The 18,126-nt window shown below is 65.3% G+C and carries 20 protein-coding genes; 11 read left to right on the forward strand and 9 right to left on the reverse strand.

Features of this window, described 5'->3' with window-relative positions:
• Positions 1 to 23 precede the first annotated feature (23 nt).
• Positions 24 to 1,061, reverse strand: a complete 1,038-nt coding sequence (locus tag FJ956_RS20580) for a phosphatidylglycerol lysyltransferase domain-containing protein (protein ID WP_140681104.1) — start codon at positions 1,059 to 1,061, stop codon at positions 24 to 26.
• A 227-nt stretch (positions 1,062 to 1,288) separates the two neighbouring features.
• On the opposite strand from FJ956_RS20580, the gene FJ956_RS20585 reads away from it, so the two are divergent.
• Positions 1,289 to 1,774: a MarR family transcriptional regulator gene (locus FJ956_RS20585; RefSeq protein ID WP_140681102.1), complete on the forward strand. Its 486-nt coding sequence runs from the start codon at positions 1,289 to 1,291 to the stop codon at positions 1,772 to 1,774.
• Positions 1,771 to 2,451, forward strand: coding sequence for a GNAT family N-acetyltransferase (locus FJ956_RS20590; RefSeq protein WP_140681100.1), 681 nt, complete (start codon positions 1,771 to 1,773; stop codon positions 2,449 to 2,451). The genes FJ956_RS20585 and FJ956_RS20590 overlap by 4 nt, the downstream gene beginning before the upstream one ends.
• A 232-nt stretch (positions 2,452 to 2,683) precedes the next feature.
• On the opposite strand, the gene FJ956_RS20595 is transcribed toward FJ956_RS20590, so the two are convergent.
• A complete protein-coding gene (locus FJ956_RS20595; RefSeq protein ID WP_140681098.1) occupies positions 2,684 to 4,681 on the reverse strand; it encodes a PhoX family phosphatase in 1,998 nt (665 codons plus the stop codon).
• 216 nt (positions 4,682 to 4,897) lie between these two features.
• On the opposite strand from FJ956_RS20595, the gene FJ956_RS20600 reads away from it, so the two are divergent.
• Together FJ956_RS20600 and FJ956_RS20605 are read left to right on the forward strand one after the other, a co-directional pair.
• The gene (locus FJ956_RS20600; RefSeq protein WP_140681096.1) at positions 4,898 to 5,236 is read left to right on the forward strand and encodes a hypothetical protein; all 339 of its coding nucleotides are present in this window, start codon (positions 4,898 to 4,900) and stop codon (positions 5,234 to 5,236) included.
• A gap of 122 nt (positions 5,237 to 5,358) precedes the next feature.
• Entirely contained in the window at positions 5,359 to 6,060 is a 702-nt protein-coding gene (locus FJ956_RS20605; protein ID WP_140681094.1) for a phosphatase PAP2 family protein, read from the forward strand.
• A 130-nt stretch (positions 6,061 to 6,190) separates the two neighbouring features.
• Here the strand turns inward: FJ956_RS20605 and FJ956_RS20610 are convergent, their stop codons facing one another.
• Positions 6,191 to 7,042, reverse strand: coding sequence for an ATP/GTP-binding protein (locus FJ956_RS20610; RefSeq protein ID WP_140681092.1), 852 nt, complete (start codon positions 7,040 to 7,042; stop codon positions 6,191 to 6,193).
• A 113-nt stretch (positions 7,043 to 7,155) separates the two neighbouring features.
• On the opposite strand from FJ956_RS20610, the gene FJ956_RS20615 reads away from it, so the two are divergent.
• Positions 7,156 to 7,941 carry a helix-turn-helix transcriptional regulator gene (locus FJ956_RS20615; protein ID WP_140681090.1) on the forward strand — a complete coding sequence of 262 codons (786 nt, stop codon included), beginning with the start codon at positions 7,156 to 7,158 and terminating at the stop codon, positions 7,939 to 7,941.
• A 184-nt stretch (positions 7,942 to 8,125) separates the two neighbouring features.
• Here the strand turns inward: FJ956_RS20615 and FJ956_RS20620 are convergent, their stop codons facing one another.
• Both FJ956_RS20620 and FJ956_RS20625 read right to left on the reverse strand, forming a co-directional pair.
• Positions 8,126 to 9,058, reverse strand: coding sequence for a CHAD domain-containing protein (locus FJ956_RS20620; protein ID WP_140681088.1), 933 nt, complete (start codon positions 9,056 to 9,058; stop codon positions 8,126 to 8,128).
• Positions 9,055 to 9,528, reverse strand: a complete 474-nt coding sequence (locus FJ956_RS20625) for a CYTH domain-containing protein (protein WP_140681086.1) — start codon at positions 9,526 to 9,528, stop codon at positions 9,055 to 9,057. The genes FJ956_RS20620 and FJ956_RS20625 overlap by 4 nt, the downstream gene beginning before the upstream one ends.
• 90 nt (positions 9,529 to 9,618) lie before the next feature.
• On the opposite strand from FJ956_RS20625, the gene FJ956_RS20630 reads away from it, so the two are divergent.
• From FJ956_RS20630 to FJ956_RS20645, 4 genes are read left to right on the forward strand one after another with little or no spacing between them, the layout of a single operon-like run.
• On the forward strand, positions 9,619 to 10,323 hold the full coding sequence (locus tag FJ956_RS20630; protein ID WP_140681084.1) for a CerR family C-terminal domain-containing protein: 705 nt from the start codon (positions 9,619 to 9,621) through the stop codon (positions 10,321 to 10,323).
• Positions 10,320 to 11,273 carry an HlyD family efflux transporter periplasmic adaptor subunit gene (locus FJ956_RS20635; protein ID WP_140681082.1) on the forward strand — a complete coding sequence of 318 codons (954 nt, stop codon included), beginning with the start codon at positions 10,320 to 10,322 and terminating at the stop codon, positions 11,271 to 11,273. Before FJ956_RS20630 ends, FJ956_RS20635 begins: the two co-directional genes overlap by 4 nt.
• Entirely contained in the window at positions 11,270 to 12,190 is a 921-nt protein-coding gene (locus FJ956_RS20640; RefSeq protein ID WP_140681080.1) for an ABC transporter ATP-binding protein, read from the forward strand. The genes FJ956_RS20635 and FJ956_RS20640 overlap by 4 nt, the downstream gene beginning before the upstream one ends.
• Complete coding sequence (locus tag FJ956_RS20645; protein WP_140681078.1) at positions 12,187 to 13,323, forward strand: ABC transporter permease; 1,137 nt, start codon at positions 12,187 to 12,189, stop codon at positions 13,321 to 13,323. The genes FJ956_RS20640 and FJ956_RS20645 overlap by 4 nt, the downstream gene beginning before the upstream one ends.
• A 235-nt stretch (positions 13,324 to 13,558) precedes the next feature.
• Here FJ956_RS20645 and FJ956_RS20655 read toward each other — a convergent pair whose 3' ends face one another.
• Positions 13,559 to 14,533 carry a threonine/serine dehydratase gene (locus tag FJ956_RS20655; protein WP_140681076.1) on the reverse strand — a complete coding sequence of 325 codons (975 nt, stop codon included), beginning with the start codon at positions 14,531 to 14,533 and terminating at the stop codon, positions 13,559 to 13,561.
• A gap of 314 nt (positions 14,534 to 14,847) precedes the next feature.
• Positions 14,848 to 15,171, reverse strand: a complete 324-nt coding sequence (locus FJ956_RS20660; RefSeq protein WP_140681074.1) for a hypothetical protein — start codon at positions 15,169 to 15,171, stop codon at positions 14,848 to 14,850.
• 178 nt (positions 15,172 to 15,349) lie between these two features.
• Here FJ956_RS20660 and mbfA point away from each other — a divergent pair, with 178 nt between their 5' ends.
• A complete protein-coding gene (gene mbfA / locus FJ956_RS20665) occupies positions 15,350 to 16,333 on the forward strand; it encodes an iron exporter MbfA (RefSeq protein WP_140681072.1) in 984 nt (327 codons plus the stop codon).
• A gap of 182 nt (positions 16,334 to 16,515) precedes the next feature.
• On the opposite strand, the gene FJ956_RS20675 is transcribed toward mbfA, so the two are convergent.
• Positions 16,516 to 16,860, reverse strand: coding sequence for an antibiotic biosynthesis monooxygenase (locus FJ956_RS20675; protein ID WP_140681068.1), 345 nt, complete (start codon positions 16,858 to 16,860; stop codon positions 16,516 to 16,518).
• Positions 16,857 to 17,225 (reverse strand): NIPSNAP family protein, encoded by a 369-nt coding sequence (locus FJ956_RS20680; RefSeq protein WP_140681066.1) that lies wholly within the window; start codon positions 17,223 to 17,225, stop codon positions 16,857 to 16,859. Before FJ956_RS20680 ends, FJ956_RS20675 begins: the two co-directional genes overlap by 4 nt.
• 170 nt (positions 17,226 to 17,395) lie before the next feature.
• On the opposite strand from FJ956_RS20680, the gene FJ956_RS20685 reads away from it, so the two are divergent.
• The gene (locus tag FJ956_RS20685) at positions 17,396 to 18,070 is read left to right on the forward strand and encodes a winged helix-turn-helix domain-containing protein (RefSeq protein WP_140681064.1); all 675 of its coding nucleotides are present in this window, start codon (positions 17,396 to 17,398) and stop codon (positions 18,068 to 18,070) included.
• The last annotated feature ends 56 nt before the right edge of the window (positions 18,071 to 18,126 follow it).

Below are 18,126 nucleotides of genomic sequence, written 5' to 3' on the forward strand. Positions count from 1 at the left end.
GTGATCTTCTCTTGATAGCTCCGCTAAATCGCTTTCAGCAGACGCAGCAGCCCCAGCATTTCCACGAAAGTCCCTTTGCGGAACGCGATATAGGTCGGCTCCTCGACGCCGTGGAAACGGCGTTTGAACGCGGCCTGGCCCTGCAGGTTGAAGCGCGAGCGGTTGACCCAGGGCGAGTCGTAGGCGCGCTGGAAGGCCCCGCGCCAGAAGCTCGATTCGGCGAAACCGCTCGGCTCGATGTCGAGCAGCGGCGAGAGGCCGAGCGTCACCTCAGAGACGCCTTCCTCGCGAAAACGGTCGACGGCGAATTTGGTCAAGCCGATTTCGGCATGCGGCGTCGCGTCGACCTGCTTGCGCTTGAAGGAGGTGGTGTAGCCGATCACCTTGCCGTCGCGAAACAGCGGGTCGAAATCGAGAATGGCGAGAAGCCGGCCTTCGGGGCTGTGCAGGAGGAAGCGGCGCATGTCGGCGCCGAGCTCTTCGGAAAAGCGGCGGTTGAGGAACCCCATCTCCCAGCGCTTGATGATGCGCTCCCTGCGCCAGTCGGCGGAAAGCTGCTTGATCTCGTCCTGCAGCCTGTCGCCCTTGTCCTCGGCGAGGGTAAAACCCCTCTTCGTCAGCCAGCGCTCGGAATAGCGCACGGTCTCGTTGCGCTTGCCGGAAAAATCATGCGCCGGCAAAAGCAGCCTGGTGTCGATGCCGAGGCGATTGACCTGGTAGCCGAGGCCGGAGAGCACCTTGGCCGTGTCGGCGCCGACCTGGACGAACCAGGGGCTGCCGGCGGCCTCGACGAAGCGCTTGATATAAGCCGGACGGTCGGCCGGATCTGCCACCGGATCGCCAAGCGCGAAATGACGGCTCATCTTGGTGCCGAAGGCTATGTAGCCGTCGCCATCGCTGAAATAGGACAGTTTCTGCTGCACGGCCGTGGAATAGGCGAGCGAGAAATCGCCGTGGCGGCGCACCAGCGCCAGGCGCTCGGCATCCGTCAACTCGCGCCGCGGAACCTTGGGCGCCACGGCGTCGAGAAGCCTGTCGAAATAGATACGCAGGGGCGCCATGAGCTCCGCGTGCCAAGAATGGATGACCTGCCGCCCTCAGGTCGCGAATCGCTGGCGACCGCTGCCGGCCACCTCGCGCCAGCGCGATATAGGATGCAATTGACGGCGAATGAAGGGCAAACGTCCGAAGGCGTCCATATCGTCCATCGGAAACGCGCCATGCGCGTCGGCTTGATATTTCCATGTGATGTTATATATCAAGTTATCAATATGAGGCGGATGGTGCTATGGAAGACGTCCTTCGATCCCTCGGCTTTCTCTGCCTCGGCAGCCGGATGAAGCGCATCGGCGAGCAGTTGCAGGCCGATACGCAGCGCGTGCTCGACCGCCTGGACGTGCGCATCCAGTCGAGCCAGTACCCGCTGCTCGCCGCGCTCGACAGGCTGGGTCCGCTGCCGGTCGGTGAGCTGGCGCAATCCCTCGGTGTCGCGCAACCGGGCGTGACGCGCAGCGTGGCGCTGCTTGCCGAACTGGGCCTGGTCGAGGTCAACCCTTCGGAAGACGACCAGCGGCGCAGGATCGTTTCGCTGAGCCGCAACGGCAGGCGGCTGGTCGAGCAGGCGAAGCGGGAGATCTGGCCGAGCATCGAAAATGCCGTGGCGGATCTGTGCGCCGATCTTTCCGGACCGCTGCTTAGCCAGCTTGCCGCCATCGAGGATCGTCTGGCCGCGACGCCGCTCGATCGCCGCGCCGAAAGGATCACCACGCCATGAAGCATATCCTCGACCGCCCCGTTTGGAGCGCGCTCGAAACGCGGCAAAGGACTTTCGCTGAGGGTGATGATCTCGCGCGCCGGTACCGGCCATCGATCATTCCGTTCGCCGCCACGGCAACGGACGATCCGGAAAGCCTGCACGCGCTCGGAAGGCTCGTTCCCGCCGGCGAGACCGTCATCCTGGCCCAGGCCGACAGCATTGTCCTGCCGGACACGCTTGTCGCGACGATGACCGCCGATGCCGTGCAGATGATTGCCGAGCAAGCTTTGCAAACGGTCGCCGATGATCGGATCGAGCAACTGATGCGGCAAGACGCGGCCGAGATGCTTGCGCTCGCCTCGCTGACGAAGCCTGGCCCGTTCACGCTGGAAGCCTTGAGCCTTGGCGAATTCTGGGGCGTGAAGATCGACGGCAGACTGGCCGCGATGGCCGGCGAGCGGATGAAGCAGCCCCGCCATTCGGAACTCAGCGGCGTGTGCTCGCATCCGGATTTTCGCGGCGGCGGTCTCGCTAGGCTGTTATCGCTGTTCGTGGCCAACCGCATCACGGCGCGCGGCGAGGTGCCATATCTGCACGCCTTTGCCAACAATGCCGCGGCGATCAGGCTCTACGAGTCGATCGGCTTCCGCTTGCGCAGTGCGATGAACATCGCGGTGGTTCAGCGGGCGGGGTGAGACGCCGGCTTCGTCATCCACGGGCGGAGCAAGGAGCGCAGCGACGCAGCGCAGACCCGAGGATCCATTCCGTGACTTCGACGCGCCGCTATGATGCAGAATTCTACGCCGCTGCGCCCGACGCCCGAGGTAACGGAATGGATTCCAGGGTCTCCGCGACGGAGCTTCGCCCTGGAATGACGACGTTGGAGAGGCTTCCGCCAGTCCCCAGCGTCTGCGCTACCTTAGCGCATCACACCGCTATCTTGCCGCCGCCCTGCTTCGTGATCGCAACGACCGACGGCCGTACCGGCATGTCCGGCTTGAAGTCCGGCCAGCGGGTCGACGGGTCTTCGTAATAGGACGGACGGCCGAAGCCTTCCCAGTCCTCGCCGCCATCGCCCGGATGCTGGACGGCGACGAAAGCGGTCTGGTCGTCCGGCGAAAACAGCGGGCCGCACATCTCGGCGCCGATCGGCACGCGGAAGAACAGTTTCGATGTCGCCCGCGCGGCACCCTCGGTGTCGACCGCCCACAGGCCATCGGTGCGGCCGGTGGCCTTCGGGCCCTGGCCGTCGGTGGCGACCCACAGGCGTCCGGCGGAATCGACGGCGCAATTGTCCGGCATGCCGAACCAGCCATGGGCAGTGGTGGCGGTGGAGAAGGTGGCGCCGACATCGGCCACGGAAGGATCGCCGCATTTCAACAGCACTTCCCATTTGCCCTTGGTCGCCGCGAAGTCACCACCCTCCTCGACGATCTCGATGATGTGGCCGAAGGCGTTGCCGGCGCGCGGATTGGCGGCGTCGACCTGCTCGGCCTTGCGCTTGGAATTGTTGGTCAGCATGACATAGACCTTGCCGTTGCCGGCATTGGGCTGGATGTCCTCCGGCCGGTCCATCTTGGTGGCGCCGAGCAGGTCGGCGGCGCGCCGCGTCTCGATGAGAACGTCGGCTTGGGACGCAAAACCGTTCTCGGCCGTCAGCGGGCCCTGCCCGAACACGATCGGCATCCATTCGACCGAGCCGTCCTCGGCGAATTTGGCCACGTGCAGCGTGCCGTCGTCGAGCAGGTTCATGTTGGCCGCGCGGTCATCGGGATTGAACTTACCGGCAGTGACGAATTTGTAGACATAGTCGAAGCGTTCGTCGTCGCCGAGATAGAAGACGACGCGGCCATCCCTGGCGACGATCGATTCGGCGCCCTCATGCTTGAAGCGGCCCATGGCGGTGCGCTTCCGCGGCACCGAGGCCGGATCGTTGACGTCGACCTCGACGATCCAGCCGAACCGGTTCGGCTCGTTCGGCTCCTTGGCGAGGTCGAAGCGGTCGTAATGCGCGCCCCACTCATAGGCGCCTTCCGGAATGCCGAGCCGCTTGTAGTTGGCGGCCTCCCCGTGGCCTTCCGGCAATTCGCCCGAGAAATAGCCATGGATGTTCTCCTCGGCCATCACATAGGTGCCCCAGGGCGTGACGCCGCCGGCGCAGTTGTTGACGGTGCCGATGACCTTGGCGCCGGACGGATCGGCATTGGTCTTGACGCGATCATGGCCGGCGACCGGGCCGGACAGCGCCATCTCGGTGTTGGAGGTGATGCGCCGGTTGAGCTTGCCGCCGCGCACCACCTGCCACTTGCCGCCCTGCTTGCGGATCTCGACGATGGTGCCGCCATGCGCCGCCATCTCGACATCGACCTGCTCCTTCGAGAGCGGCGCCACCTCGGCGGCCTTCTTGCCGTCCTTCTCGACGATCGAGACGATGCCGGGGAACATCAGATGCGGGTTGGTGTATTCGTGATTGACCACCAGCAAGCCGTGCTCGGCCGAGCCGTCGATCGGGATATAGCCGACATAGTCGTTGTTGTAGCCGAACTGCCTGGCCTGGGCTTCGGCCGACTGTTTTGCCGGATCGAACACCGGCGAGTCGGCGAACAGCGGATCGCCCCAGCGCAACAGCACGTCGGCGTCATAGCCCGGCGCGACATGGTGCTTGTCGTCGATGCCGGTCTCGAGCTCGTCGAACTTGAAAGCCGAAGCCTCTGCGGCGCGCGCCTCGTCGGCGGCGATCAGGGCCAGCGGGCTGACGGTGGCGGCAATGGCCGAGACGGCCAGCGAGCCCATGAGAAAGCCGCGGCGCGAGAAACGCGCGGAGATGATCTCGCCCATGGTGCGGTTGTCGGTCGGGTTGACGGGCGGGCCGTCATTTTCCTCGAGCTGGCTGGTGCGGAAGCGGGTCTCAGGGGTGACGGTCATGGGATTCCTCTGGCTTCTGAGGTGGCTGAGATTTTGACCTTCCGACCCCTAAAGCGCGCCGATCACATTTTCGTGACATGGCTTCGGTGATTTGGCGAAGCTGTCGATGACGGCCCCCTTGCCCTATCCTCCACCGCCGGCTTGACGGTTTCGCCCGCTTCGGAAACAAGGGCTGCGGCCGGCGTGGCGACGGCGCTTCAAGAAGGGGACGGCAGGGTGGGCTTCTGGGGACTGGCGCAGCTCGGCATTTCGACGGTGATGTTCCTGCTGGCGGCGATGGCGGCCAAGCATTGGGGGATGGCGCCGAGCCTGGCCAAGCTCCTTTTGACGCTGGCGCTCTACACGGCCGGCAATCTGATCATGCTGCGGCTGGTGCGCGAGTTCGGCATGTCGGTGTCGTTCAGCCTGTCGGCGGTGATCCAGCTCGTCTCGGTCAATGCCGTGGCGCTCGCCTTCTTCGGCGAGCGGCTAAATGCTTTGCAAACGACAGGCGTGGTGCTGGCGATCGCCGCCGTCGCGCTGATCACGCTCGGGCCCTATATGCAACGACTCTAAAGCGCGTCGCGATCCTTCAGATTCGCTCCATGCGCTTTAGGTTCTTGATCTTACGCATGTCTTTGTCCCGAAACCGGTTCCCACTTTCGGGAGACATGCATTAGCTGGACCCAGGGGCCCGAATGAAATCGACCGCCAACGCGCTCTTCAACAAAATGGAATTCCCAGTGCTGCTAGCCGGGCTGGCGATCGCCGGCGGTCTATGGGGCCTGGTGGAGCTCATTGAGGTGGCGCGCGCCACGACGCCACATGCCTTCGATACGGAAATCCTGCTTGCCTTCCGCCATGCCGGGCAGCCGGACAGTCCGATCGGTCCACCCTGGCTCGAAGGCGCGGTGCGCGACGTCACCGCGCTGGGCAGCACCGCCGTGCTGGTGCTGATCACGACGGCGACGATCGTCTATCTGCTCTTGATCCGCAGACCCCTGACAGCTCTGTTCATGTTCGCGGCCGTGGCGGGCGGGCAAGTGCTTTCCAGCCTGCTCAAATTCGAGGTCGACCGGCCGCGCCCCGATCTCGTCTCGCATCTTGTCACCGAGACTTCGCTCTCGTTCCCCAGCGGCCACGCGATGCTGTCGGCGGTGACCTATCTGACACTTGGTTCCTTGGCGGCCCGATTCCTGCCGGACCGGACGACCAAGGTCTTCGTGCTCGGCCTTGCCGTGCTCACCACCGTGCTGGTCGGCGCCAGCCGCGTCTATCTCGGCGTGCACTGGCCGTCCGACGTGCTTGCCGGCTGGTGCGCGGGCTTCGCATGGGCCATGCTGTGCTGGCTTGCGGCGCGCCTGCTGCAGCGACGCAAGGTGGTAGCCGACAGCGACTGATCGAGGCGACGTCGGCGATTGGCGAAAGCCGCGCAACATCCGATCTCCCCCCTTGAAGGGGAGATGGCCGGCAGGCCAGAGGGGGGCGCTGCCCCGCCGGCATTTCAAGGCTTCTCCACAGCCGCGTGGCTCAATCCAGCGACAGCGCTACGACCTCGCCTTCGCCCATCAGCGGCACGAAGATCTTCTCACCGTCGGTGCCGATGTCGGCGCTGCCGGGCTTGAAGTGCGCCACCGCTTCCGGCGCGCCGCCGGGCTTGTAGCTGTAAAGCGTGCCGGTCATGTAGGCGGTGGCGTAGATGGTGTCGCCAATGGCGATGACGCCGTCGAGGTCGGCGAATTCTTGAGCGCCCGGCAGGGGCGTGACCTTCTTCGTGGCGAGGTCGACCGACAGCAAGCCGCCCGGCTCGGCGGTGCTGAAGTCGGTCTTGTTGATGCCCTTGCCCCAGGACGCGACGATCAGCCTGCCGCCATCGGCGAACACACCATTGGGCGAGGCAAGCAGCGCATCCTTGACGAACAATTCCGGCCTGTCGCCGTCGATGCGGTAGATCGTGTCGGCCAGCATGTCGCTGACATAGACCTTGCCGGCGCTGTCCTGGGTCATGTCGTTGAGGAACACGGCGCCGGGCACGTCGATTGTCTCGACCAGTCTGCCGCTGGCGAGATCGACGATGCGCACCTTGGTGATGTCGGCGGCGTAGAGCCTGCCACCGGCGATCGCCATGCCCTTGGGCGCGTCCATGCCGTCCACCCAGTGGCGGGCGATGACCTTGCCGTCCATCGACAGGAGCGACAGGTAGCCATTGCCGTCCGCCTCGCCGGGATTGCCGGCGATGTTGGAGACGACGATGCGGTCGTGGGCGGCATCGACAAGCGCGGATTCCGGCTGCTCGAAGCCGGTGGCGCGCCAGAGCTCGCCGGCCTGCGCGACAGATGCGGCGATCGTTGCGACGACGGTTGAGGCGATGAGACGTTTCATGGGTACTCTCCTGTAATGACGGCGGAGAGCTAGTATTTTCGATACTTTCCCGGAAGCCGGAACAAGACTAGTATCGTTCTTCGATACCAAAACGGATGAATGAGGCGCATTCCATGAACGGCCCGATCTTCGAGGCGCTGAAACGGACGCTGAAGGCCAAGGGCCTGACCTACCGGACGCTGGCCGAGCGCATGGGCATTTCCGAGCCGACGGTGAAGCGCATCTTCCATGAGCGGAACTGCAAGCTCGACCGGCTGATGGAGATCTGCGCCGCAGCCGATGTCGAGCTGGAGAACGTGCTCGGCGCGATGAACCGGGGACCGGGACCGGCCAACCGCGTCGGGCCGGAGATCGAGCGCCGCCTGGCGGCGCGGCCGGCGCTGCTCTTCGTCTTCATCATGCTGTCGGAGAAATTCACGGCCGAAGGCATCATGCGCTCGCAGGGCCTGAGCGAGGCTTCGATGTTCCTCTATCTGCGCGATCTCGAGGAGCTCGGGCTGGTGGCGCTGGGGCGCGGCCTCTCGGCAAGGCTGCTCGTCGACACGCCGATCCAGTGGGATTTCGAGGGACCGCTGAAGCGGCATTTCGAGATGACCAACAAGAATTTTGTCGGCTGGGCGATCGGCCATATGGAGCAGGGCGCGACCTTCATCAGCTTTTCCAGGCGCATGCGGCCGCAAACGGCGGAGATGCTGCGGCGAGAGGCCGAGGAGCTCGCCGAGCGCGCCAGGCTGCTTGCCCATCACGACCAGCACACCACGCCGGAGGACCAGCTCACCGGCTACAAATGGACCTTTGCTTTCGGCGCGACGCCGTTTCCGGCGATCATGCCGATCGGTCCGCATCCGAGGGATGCGGGCGCTCGAGCGGCGAAGGAGAAACGGGCGCTGCCGGCGTAGCTCTGTCCCTTCTCCCCTTGTGGAAGAAGGTGTCGCCGAAGGCGACGGATGAGGGGTGTTCCAGGGAATGAAACGTTGGCGATTGCGGCTTTAGACGAGCGCGTTGGCCAAGCTGGAGCACCCCTCATCCGTCTCGGCGCTGCGCGCCGATCCACCTTCTCCCACAAGGGGAGAAGGGAAGACCTTAAGCCGCTTTCGCTTCTTCCTGCGGTCCGGCGAGATCGTCGCGCGCCTTGCGGGCGAGCTTTTTGGCCGAGCGTTTCGGACTGTCGCCGAACAGCTCGGCGGCATCGGCGAGGCAGGCCTTGGTCAGGCTCTTTTCGGAGCGCTTCAGCAGCTTGCGCAGCAGCTTCGTGTCCTCGGCGGAGCCGAGCGGCTCGCCTTCGGCGGCGAGCAGGGCGCGCATGACGAAGACGTCGTGCAATTCGCCGAGCTGCTCGCCGAGCCTGTCGACCGCCTTGCGGCGCCCCTTGATCGGCGTCGGCCACAGGCGGCCGAGCAGCGACAGATGCATGGAATGCGTCTTGGCCGCCTTGCGCAGGTCGTGAAAATCCTCGTCCTCGCCGCGCGACTCCGCCTTGTCGAGCGCCTTCTTCGCCCGCCGCAAGATGGCGCGGGCGCCGTCGGCGAGGATGTCGGCGGCCTGTTCCGGCTGGTCGGGCAGCGCCAGCCTGTCGATGCGCTCCAGGCCTTCCCGGCAAGCGGCGGTCGCCGCATTGATGGCGGCGTCGAGGCCGGGACCGGCATGGAGCTCATGCTGGCGCAGCACCAGCCGCTCGCGCACGGGATCGAGACCGCCGCCGGCGGATTGTTCCGGAAAGGCATCGGCCAGGCGATCGACGGTTTCGATCAAGGCGGTTGCCTCGCGTGGCCCGGCCAGCAGCGCCGATACCTGCTTATAGCATTCGTTCTCGGTCTGGCAGAACGGTTCGTCCCCGGAACGAACCAGGCGCAGCAAGGCGCGCACGCTCTTCAGCCGCTTGCGGCATTTGTGCAGCCCCTGCTCCGGCTTCTCGCGTGCCATCTCGAGATGGGCGATTGCCTTGCCAATCTCGTCGGCCAATATGCGCCTGACCTCGCCGGTCAGCGGCAAGCGCGGATCGATGCGGAAGCTCATGCGGCGATCTCCGGAATCCCCCCGAGGGCCAGCGACGCGTTGTAGAATCTCGACTCGCCGGTGACCTCGCGACCGAGCCAGTCGGGCAGCATTTCGTCAGATACGTCCTCCGGCGTCTCCAGCTCCGCGATCACCAACCCCGCGAGCTTTCCGCCGAAAACATCGACTTCATAGAGATAGCCGCGGTGTCTAACATGGTGGCGTGTCTTCTCGATGACACGTCCGATGGCAAACCCCATCAATTCCTCGGCCTCGGCAAGCGGGATCGAATATTCGAACTCGTCGCGCTCGCGCGCCCTGTCGCCGAACTTCAGCGTCAGCCTGGCTGAGCGCCCGTCGCTGATGCGTACGCGCACCGTGCGGCCGGGCTGGGCGGCGACATAGAACTGGCGAATGCGGATTTCCGCCTCGACCCTGTCGCGCCAGGCCGGACCGGAGACCAGGAACTTACGCTCGACTTCCTTGCCCATGGCCGGGCACTAAAGCCTGTGAGGGTCGAGAAGGCAAGCCGAGCCGAGGTCAAATTTGACTTTAATCAATCGATTGATTAAAGTTGACCCATGAACAAGCACTCAGGCCTGAAAAGGCAGCCGCGCGAGGCCACCACTGCGGAGCAGACGCGAACGGCGCTTGTGCACGCCGCGCTCAAGCTGTTCGGGCGGCAAGGTTTCGACGGCACCTCGACGCGCGAGATCGCGGCCGAGGCCAAAGCCAATATCGGCTCCATCGCCTATCATTTCGGCGGCAAGGAAGGCCTGCGCGCCGCCGCCGCCGATTTTATCGTCGACACCATCCAGGGGATCGCCGGCCAGGCGCTGGGCGGCGTGCAAGCAGCGGCGCCCCTGGACCCGGAAGCAGCCCGGGCCCAGCTTTTCATAGCGCTCGAGCGGATGGCGGGCTTCGTCGTGGCCAGTCCGCAAGCGGGCGAGATCGTACAATTCGTACTTCGCGAGCTCTCGCACCCGACCGCCGCGCTCGACCGCATCTATGCCGGCGTGTTCGAGCCGGCGCACCGGCGGCTGTGCCATATCTGGGAACAGGCGACCGGCGAACCGGCCGAGAGCGAAGCGACCAAGCTCACCGTCTTCACCATGATCGGCCAGGTCATTTATTTCCGCATCGGCCGCGAGGCGGTGATGCGCCGGATGGGCTGGCGCGAGATCGGCAATGAAGAGGCCGCCAAGGTGGTGGCGGTCACGACCGGCAATTTCAGGGCAATGCTGGCGGCGCGCGATGCGCGCGCCGGCAAGAAGGGCAAATCATGAGCTTTCTCTGTTCGCTGCCGCTCGCGGCCCAATTGTTCGGCGCCTGCGCGCCGGCGGCGCCCTTGGCCGTCGGCTATGTCGAAGGCGAATATGTGCTGATGGCGCCGATCGAAGTGGCCCAGGTGGCGACGGTGACGGTCCGGCGCGGCGATCGCGTCGAGAACGGCACGGCGGTGGCGACGCTCGAGGACGCCGACGCCAAGATCGAGGTGGCGCAGGCTAAAGCCGCGCTTGCGCAGGCACAGGCGCAGCTTGCCGACCTGCAGGTCGGCAAGCGCCCCGAGGAAATCGCGGTGCTCAAGGCCGAGGTCGACATGGCCAAAGCCCAGGCCGCCGACGCCAAGCGCAAATACGACCGGGCGAGCGACCTCTACAAGCGGGGCACCGGCACCCAGGCCGACTACGACACCGCTTCGGCTTCGCTGGAGACGGCCAATGCCCAGGTCGGCCAGGCGGAAGCCAATCTCGCCGTCGGCAACCTGCCGGCGCGGGTCGAGACCATCAAGGCCGCCGACAACCAGGTCAAGCAGGCGCGGTCGACCCTGGAGCAGGCCGAGTGGCGGCTGTCGAAGCGGGTGCTGACGGCGCCCTCGCCCGGCCGCGTCAACGACGTCATCCGCAATCCCGGCGACACAGCCGGGCCGACCGCGCCGGTGATCTCGGTGCTGCCGGACGGCGCCGTGAAGCTCAGCGTCTATGTGCCGGAAAGCGCTTTTTCGTCTGTCAAGGTCGGCACCGAACTCAACGTCCATTGCGACGGCTGCGGGACGGGGCTCAAAGCACGCGTCAGCTATGTCTCGCCCGATCCGGAATTCACGCCGCCGGTGATCTACTCGCTGGAGAACCGGCAGAAGCTGGTCTATCTGGTCGAAGCGCGGCCTGACGGCAATGCCGGGCCCTTGCAGCCCGGCCAGATCGTCGATGTCGATCTCGCGGATCTCGGGCAATGAACGCCATCGACGTCCGCGGTCTGGTCAAGCGCTTCGGCGACAAGACCGTCGTCGACCATGTGACGATGACGGTGGCCGAAGGCGAGATCGTCGGCTTCCTCGGGCCGAACGGCTCGGGCAAGACGACGACCATCCGCATCATGTGCGGGCTGCTTACGCCGGACGAGGGCGACGGCACGGTGCTTGGCTTCGACATCCGCAGCGACGCGCTCAAGATCAAGCGCGAAGTCGGCTACATGACGCAGAAATTCTCGTTCTACGAGGACCTGACGATCGGCGAGAACCTCGAATTCGTGGCGCGGCTCTACCGGTTGAGGCCGGTCGAGCAATATGTGGCAAGGACGCTGGAAGACCTGGGCCTGGCGAGCCGCCGCAACCAGCTGGCCGGCACGCTTTCCGGCGGCTGGAAGCAGCGGCTGGCCTTGGCCGCCTGCATCATGCACGAGCCGAAGCTGCTGCTGCTCGACGAGCCGACGGCCGGCGTCGACCCGAAGGCGCGGCGCGAGTTCTGGGACGAGATCCATCGCCTCGCCGCCGGCGGGCTGACCGTGCTCGTCTCCACCCACTACATGGACGAGGCCGAGCGCTGCCACCGCATCAGCTACATCTCCTACGGCAAGATGCTCGCCACCGGCACCGTGGACGAGGTGGTGAAGAATGCCGGGCTGACCACTTTCGTCTTGCAGGGGCCGCGGCTCGACCAGGTGGCCGAGGCACTGGAGGGCCGGCCCGGCGTCGACCAGGTGGCGCCGTTCGGCGCGACGCTGCATGTCGTCGGCTCCGACAAGGCGGCGCTGGAAAAGGCGCTCGCCGATGTCGAGAAGGAGCACAAGGGCGTCACGGTGAAGCCCGGCGAGACCAGCCTCGAGGATGTGTTCATCCAGTTCATGTCCGGCTCGAAGGACAACATGGCATGAACGCGGTGTTCTCCTTCGCCAGGCTCGGCGCGCTGCTGATCAAGGAATTCATCCAGATGCGGCGCGACCGCATCACCTTCGCCATGATGCTGGGCGTGCCGCTGATCCAGCTGGTGCTGTTCGGCTATGCGATCAACAACGACCCGAAGAGCCTGCCGGCAGCGCTTGTGGCGACCAGCAGCGACCCCTACACGCGGGCCATGGTCTCGGCGCTGCAGACGACGGGCTACTACCGCTTCGACCGTGTCGCGCAAAGTGCCGAGGAAGCCGAGTTCCTGATGGCGCGCGGCGACGTCTCCTTCGTCGTCACAATCCCCGCCGATTTCGGCCGACGGGTGGAGCGCGGCGACAACCCGCAGATCCTGATCGAGGCCGATGCCACCGACCCGGCGGTGGCCAGCGGCGCCATCTCGACCCTCGGCACCATAGCCAGCCAGGCGCTGCTCAGGGCGCAGGGCACGCAGGAAGCGGCCAAGGAGGCAGCGCGCGGCCAGCTCGATGTCGTCGTGCACCGGCGCTACAATCCCGAAGGCATCTCGCAGTACAACATCGTGCCCGGCCTGCTCGGCGTCATCCTGCAGATGACGATGGTGATGATGACCTCGATCGCGCTGACGCGCGAGACCGAGCGCGGCACGATGGAAAACCTGCTGGCCATGCCGTCGAGCCCGCTCGAGATCATGATGGGCAAGGTGCTGCCCTACTTGGTGGTAGGGGCGGTGCAGGTGGTGGTGGTGCTGGCGGCGGCGAAGCTCCTGTTTGCCATTCCCTTCATGGGGTCGCTGTCGCTGCTGCTGTCGTCCGTGCTGGTGTTCGTGCTGTCGCTGGTGCTGCTCGGCTACACGATCTCGACGATCGCGCGCACGCAGATGCAGGCGCTGCAGCTCACCTTCTTCTTCTTCCTGCCCTCGATCATGCTGTCGGGCTTCATGTTCCCGTATCGCGGCATGCCGGGCTGGGCGCAGACTTTCGGCGAGATCTTCCCGCTGACGCATTTTTTGCGCATCACCCGCGCGGTCATGCTGAAGGGCGCCGCGCTGCCGGCGGTGGCGACGGAGATCGGCTGGCTGGTGGTGTTCGTGGCGCTGTTTGCCGGCGTGGCGCTGGTGCGCTTCAGGCGAACGCTGGACTGATAGGCACGGAAGACCTTGCGCACAAGAGCCTAAAGCTGGCGGGACAGCGCCCCCCTCTGGCCTGCCGGCCATCTCCCCACAAGAGGGGAGATCGGATGTCGCGCCGGGTTTCGCCAATCTCAAACGTTGCAGGAAAGGCGCCGGCGACAGAGCTGCCAATCTCCCCCCTTGTGGGGGAGATGTCCGGCAGGACAGAGGGGGGCGCGAAGGAACGCGGCGCCTCCCGTGTGTACTCTTACGCCGCCATGATTTCCGCATAGGTGCCGAAATCGACATTGCCGCCGGACAGCACCACGGCAACGCATTTGCCGGCGAGGTCGATCTCGCCGGAGGAGAGCGCGGCAAACGCGACGCAACCGCCGGGCTCGACCACAAGCTTGAGATGGGCCATGGCGTCGCGCATCGCCTGGGCGGCGGCCTTGTCGGAGACGGCGATGGCGCCGGCGAGATTCCGGCGATTAATCTCGAAGGTGATGGCGCCGGGTTCGGCGGTGAGCAGCGCATCGCAGATCGAAACGTGTCCGGGTTCGTTCGAAACCCGCTCGCCTTTGGCCAGCGAGCGGCGCGTGTCGTCGAAATGCTCCGGCTCGACCGCCCAGACTTGCGTGTGCGGCGAAGCGTCCTTGACGGCGACGGAGATGCCGCTCGACAGGCCGCCGCCGCCGCAAGGCACGACGACGGCATCGAGCGCCGCGCCGAGGGCTTTCGCCTGCTTCATCAGCTCCAGGCCGATCGTGCCCTGGCCGGCGATGATGGCCGGATCGTCGAAGGGCGGCACCAGCACCATGCCCTTCTCGATATAGGGGCGAACGACCGTCATGCGGTCGTCCTTGAAGCGGTCGAACGGCACCACCTCCGCGCCCATCTTGCGGACATTGCCGACTTTCAGCGCCGGCGCGTCGGCCGGCATGGCGATCACCGCCTTGACGCCGAACATGGCGGCGGAGGCCGCCACCCCTTGCGCGTGGTTGCCGGAGGAGAAGGCAACGACGCCGCGGCCGCGCTCCTCCTCGCTCAGGCTCGACAGCTTGTTGTAGGCGCCGCGGATCTTGAACGAGCCGGTGCGCTGCAGCGTCTCGGGCTTGAACAGGATGCGGCCGCCATAGCGCCTGTTGAGCTCGGGCGATTCAATCAGCGGCGTTTCGACGATCAGGCCGGAAAGCCGCTCGGCGGCGGCGCGGATGTCGGAGATGCCGGGGAGGGTGGTCATGGGGGGCCTCGTGATCTGAGTGCATTCCATGGTGCACGCAAACCGAGGCGGCGCGCCAACGAAAAAATGTGACGGAGACAAGGTTGGCGGTGGTGCGCCGGCTATCACCTTCGTCATTCCAGGGCGTAGCAAGGAGCAGAGCGACGCGCGCAGACCCTGGAATCCATGCCGTAACGTCTGTGACATGCAAAAGCAGGTCAGAACTGGGCAGCGTTCACATCGGATCGAGACGCTTGTTCTGAGCCGCCGCATCCTTCGGTCGAGGTCACGGCATGGATCCTCGGGTCAAGCCCGAGGATGACGAAAGCGCAGGCTCACCCCAGCAGCGTCTTTGTCCTTTTGCTGCCGCCCAGCTTGCGCCAGGAGTTGAAGCGGTGGGTGGCGGCGGCGAAGGATATCTTCATCTGCTGGGAAACCGTGTAGCGCGACTTGCCTTCGTCGAACATGCGGTAGCAGCACTCGGCGCCCTCCTCGGTCAGCTTGCCGTCCGGCGTCTTGTTGTGCGGGTTGGCCGGGTCGAATTTTTCGAGCTGTTCCTCGACGAGCGCCTTCAGGCGCTGCAGGTCGGCCTCGATGGTGGCGATGAGATCCAGAACGGGCTTCGCATCGAATGTGTGCGGCGGCTTCTTGTCCGTCATGCCGGGCTTCCTTCAATTTCGGTTGTTGACCGTTATATAGGCTAACATTCGGTAATAATGAAGAGCTCGTCGAGTTCCGCTGGATCACTCTTTCGCGCGTGCGGCCTTGCCGTTCGCAATTGACGTCCGGCGGCCAAGATCCTAGTTTAGAATAATTCTAAACTAGAGTGATCCCATCATGCTTTCCCGTGTTTTCGGCTTCGGCCGCCGTTCGTTCGATTCGCTGTCGGAGCAGGAGATCCTGGCGCTGGCGATCTCTTCCGAGGAGGATGACGGACGCATCTACCGTGCTTATGCCGATGGCCTGGCGCAGGACTTTCCGCAATCGGCAAAAGTCTTCGAGGCGATGGCCGAGGAAGAGGACGGCCATCGCGATTCGCTCATCGAGCTTTACCGCAAGCGCTTCGGCGAGCGCATCCCGCTGATCCGGCGCGAGCATGTGAAAGGCTATTTCGAGCGCAAGCCCGACTGGCTGGTTAAGCCGCTCGGCATCGAGCATGTGCGGCGCCAGGCGGAGGCGATGGAACAACAGGCCTATCGCTTCTATGTCGAGGCGGCCAAGCGCACCACCGACGCCTCGACGCGAAAGCTGCTCGACGACCTCGCCGTGGCCGAGCAGGGCCATGAGAGCTCAGCGCATGAACTGGAGCAGCAGCATGTGCCGGGAACCGTCAAGGTGGAGGAGGCGACGGCAGAACAGCGCCAGTTCATCCTCACCTATGTGCAGCCCGGGCTGGCCGGGCTGATGGACGGCTCGGTGTCGACGCTGGCGCCGATCTTCGCCGCGGCGTTCGCCACGCACGACACCTGGCAGACGCTGCTGGTCGGCCTCGCCGCCTCGATCGGCGCCGGCATCTCGATGGGTTTCACCGAGGTCGCCTCCGACGACGGCAAGCTGTCGGGGCGCGGCTCGCCGATCAAGCGCGGGCTGACGGTCGGCCTGATGACTTCGCTGGGCGGCCTCGGCCACGCGCTGCCCTATCTCATCCCGCACTTCTGGACGGCCACCGCCGTGGCGGCGGTGGTGGTGTTCTTCGAGCTCTGGGCGATCGCTTTCGTCCAGAACCGCTACATGCAGACCCCCTTCTGGCGCGCCGCCTTCCAGGTGGTGCTGGGCGGCGCGCTGGTGTTCGGGGCGGGCGTGCTGATCGGGAATGCGTAGCCTTCTCCTTCTCCCCTTGTGGGAGAAGGTGGATCGGCGCGTAGCGCCGAGACGGATGAGGGGTGCTCCAGCGGAGTGAGACGCCGGCAAACGTGCCGTCTCCTCCGGCATCGCCAAGCTGGAACACCCCTCATCCGTCGCCTTCGGCGACACCTTCTCCCACAAGGGGAGAAGGTGTAGCTTCAACCATTCACCGCGCGGCTATCCGCCGGTGCCTCGGCCCTTTCCTCCATCCCGTAGTCGCGCACGACATGGGCGATGCGCAGACGGTAGCCGGCAAAGATGCCGCCGCGCCCGGCCTTTTGCGCCTGGCGGTGCTCCTCGGTGTTGCGCCAGGCTTTCACCGCTTCCTCGTCGCGCCAGAAGGACAGCGACAGCACCCGCCTGGGATCGACGAGGCTCTGGAAGCGTTCGACCGAGATGAAGCCGTCGATGCCGTCGAGCAACGGCCGAAGCTCGGCGGCGATGCCGAGATAGGCATCGCGCTTTCCCTCCGCCGGCTCCACTTCGAAGATAACAGCGATCATGCCTCTATCCCTTCCTTGACAACCACGTCGGTGCGAAAGACCTGCCGCGGACCATGGGGGCCGGACACCAGCTTCAGGAAGACGCGGTCCTCCTTGAGGATGAATTTCTCGCGCCTGGCGAATTCGTAGTTTGCCTTGGCCGTGGGGTCGGCGGCAAGCCGCGCGCGATAGGCTTCATAGGCCGCGAGGCTCTCGATGTTGTAGGCGGCATAGGCCGTGGTGGCCGAGCCTTCGTGCGGGGCGTAGTAGCCGATCAGCTCGGCGCCGCAACGCGGAATGGCCTGGCCCCAGGCGCGCGCATATTGCTCGAACGCCGCCTTGCCGAACGGATCGATCTCGTAGCGGATGAAGCAGGTGATGGCCATGTCGGTCTCCTCGTATGGTAGGTTTTTCGACGACGACGGTTCGGTCCCGGTCGAAACATCGCTTGCGTCATTGTGCTAGGCATCTTCCTGTCAGGAGAGTTTGCCGCGCTGCTTGAGATGACCCGACAATAGTGCTTCCCTGACGGGAATGCTTCGATAAGGATCGAACCATGCGTGAAGGACCGGACATCGCCCGCATCGCCAGCCTGGTCGGCGACCCGGCTCGCGCCAATATGCTGAACGCGTTGATGGGCGGCACGGCGCTGACCGCGTCGGAACTGGCGCTGGAAGCCGGCGTATCGCTGCCCACCGCTTCCTCGCATCTGTCGAAGCTGATGGATGGCGGTCTGCTGACCTTGGCCAGCCAGGGCCGGCACCGCTATTACGGTCTCGCCGGCGCGCAGGTGGCCGGCATGATCGAGGCGATCATCGGCGTCGCCGAAGCGGTCGGCCCGAAGCGCGTGCGGCCGGGACCCCGCGACGCGGCCATGCGCGTGGCGCGGGTCTGCTACGATCATCTGGCCGGCGAACAGGCGGTGGCGATGCTCGACCGGCTCTTCGACAGGAAGCTGCTGCTGCGCGACGACAACCAGATCAGGCTCTCGCCATCCGGCGTCTCGCATTTTTCCGCGCTCGGCATCGAGACCCATGCCAAGGCACGGCGGCCGGTGTGCCGCGCCTGCCTCGACTGGAGCGTGCGGCGGTCGCACCTCGCCGGCACGCTGGGCGCCGCCATCCTCGACAAGATCATCGCCGAGAAATGGGCCCGGCGCGAGAAGGACAGCCGCGCCGTGGTGTTCTCGCCGACGGGCAGGCAGGCGTTCGAGAGGGTGTTTCTCTCCTAGGCGGACAATCTCACAATGCTGGCGGGACAGCACCCCCCTCTGCCCTGCCGGGCATC

Source organism: Mesorhizobium sp. B2-4-3 (assembly GCF_006442815.1).
GTDB lineage: Bacteria > Pseudomonadota > Alphaproteobacteria > Rhizobiales > Rhizobiaceae > Mesorhizobium.

Coding starts and splice junctions, on each gene's coding strand:
- FJ956_RS20580 (WP_140681104.1), bottom strand. CDS start 1,061: ATGGCGCCCCTGCGTATCTATTTCGACAGGCTTCTCGACGCCGTGGCG.
- FJ956_RS20585 (WP_140681102.1), top strand. CDS start 1,289: ATGGAAGACGTCCTTCGATCCCTCGGCTTTCTCTGCCTCGGCAGCCGG.
- FJ956_RS20590 (WP_140681100.1), top strand. CDS start 1,771: ATGAAGCATATCCTCGACCGCCCCGTTTGGAGCGCGCTCGAAACGCGG.
- FJ956_RS20595 (WP_140681098.1), bottom strand. CDS start 4,681: ATGACCGTCACCCCTGAGACCCGCTTCCGCACCAGCCAGCTCGAGGAA.
- FJ956_RS20605 (WP_140681094.1), top strand. CDS start 5,359: ATGAAATCGACCGCCAACGCGCTCTTCAACAAAATGGAATTCCCAGTG.
- FJ956_RS20610 (WP_140681092.1), bottom strand. CDS start 7,042: ATGAAACGTCTCATCGCCTCAACCGTCGTCGCAACGATCGCCGCATCT.
- FJ956_RS20615 (WP_140681090.1), top strand. CDS start 7,156: ATGAACGGCCCGATCTTCGAGGCGCTGAAACGGACGCTGAAGGCCAAG.
- FJ956_RS20620 (WP_140681088.1), bottom strand. CDS start 9,058: ATGAGCTTCCGCATCGATCCGCGCTTGCCGCTGACCGGCGAGGTCAGG.
- FJ956_RS20625 (WP_140681086.1), bottom strand. CDS start 9,528: ATGGGCAAGGAAGTCGAGCGTAAGTTCCTGGTCTCCGGTCCGGCCTGG.
- FJ956_RS20630 (WP_140681084.1), top strand. CDS start 9,619: ATGAACAAGCACTCAGGCCTGAAAAGGCAGCCGCGCGAGGCCACCACT.
- FJ956_RS20635 (WP_140681082.1), top strand. CDS start 10,320: ATGAGCTTTCTCTGTTCGCTGCCGCTCGCGGCCCAATTGTTCGGCGCC.
- FJ956_RS20640 (WP_140681080.1), top strand. CDS start 11,270: ATGAACGCCATCGACGTCCGCGGTCTGGTCAAGCGCTTCGGCGACAAG.
- FJ956_RS20645 (WP_140681078.1), top strand. CDS start 12,187: ATGAACGCGGTGTTCTCCTTCGCCAGGCTCGGCGCGCTGCTGATCAAG.
- FJ956_RS20655 (WP_140681076.1), bottom strand. CDS start 14,533: ATGACCACCCTCCCCGGCATCTCCGACATCCGCGCCGCCGCCGAGCGG.
- FJ956_RS20660 (WP_140681074.1), bottom strand. CDS start 15,171: ATGACGGACAAGAAGCCGCCGCACACATTCGATGCGAAGCCCGTTCTG.
- mbfA (WP_140681072.1), top strand. CDS start 15,350: ATGCTTTCCCGTGTTTTCGGCTTCGGCCGCCGTTCGTTCGATTCGCTG.
- FJ956_RS20675 (WP_140681068.1), bottom strand. CDS start 16,860: ATGATCGCTGTTATCTTCGAAGTGGAGCCGGCGGAGGGAAAGCGCGAT.
- FJ956_RS20680 (WP_140681066.1), bottom strand. CDS start 17,225: ATGGCCATCACCTGCTTCATCCGCTACGAGATCGATCCGTTCGGCAAG.
- FJ956_RS20685 (WP_140681064.1), top strand. CDS start 17,396: ATGCGTGAAGGACCGGACATCGCCCGCATCGCCAGCCTGGTCGGCGAC.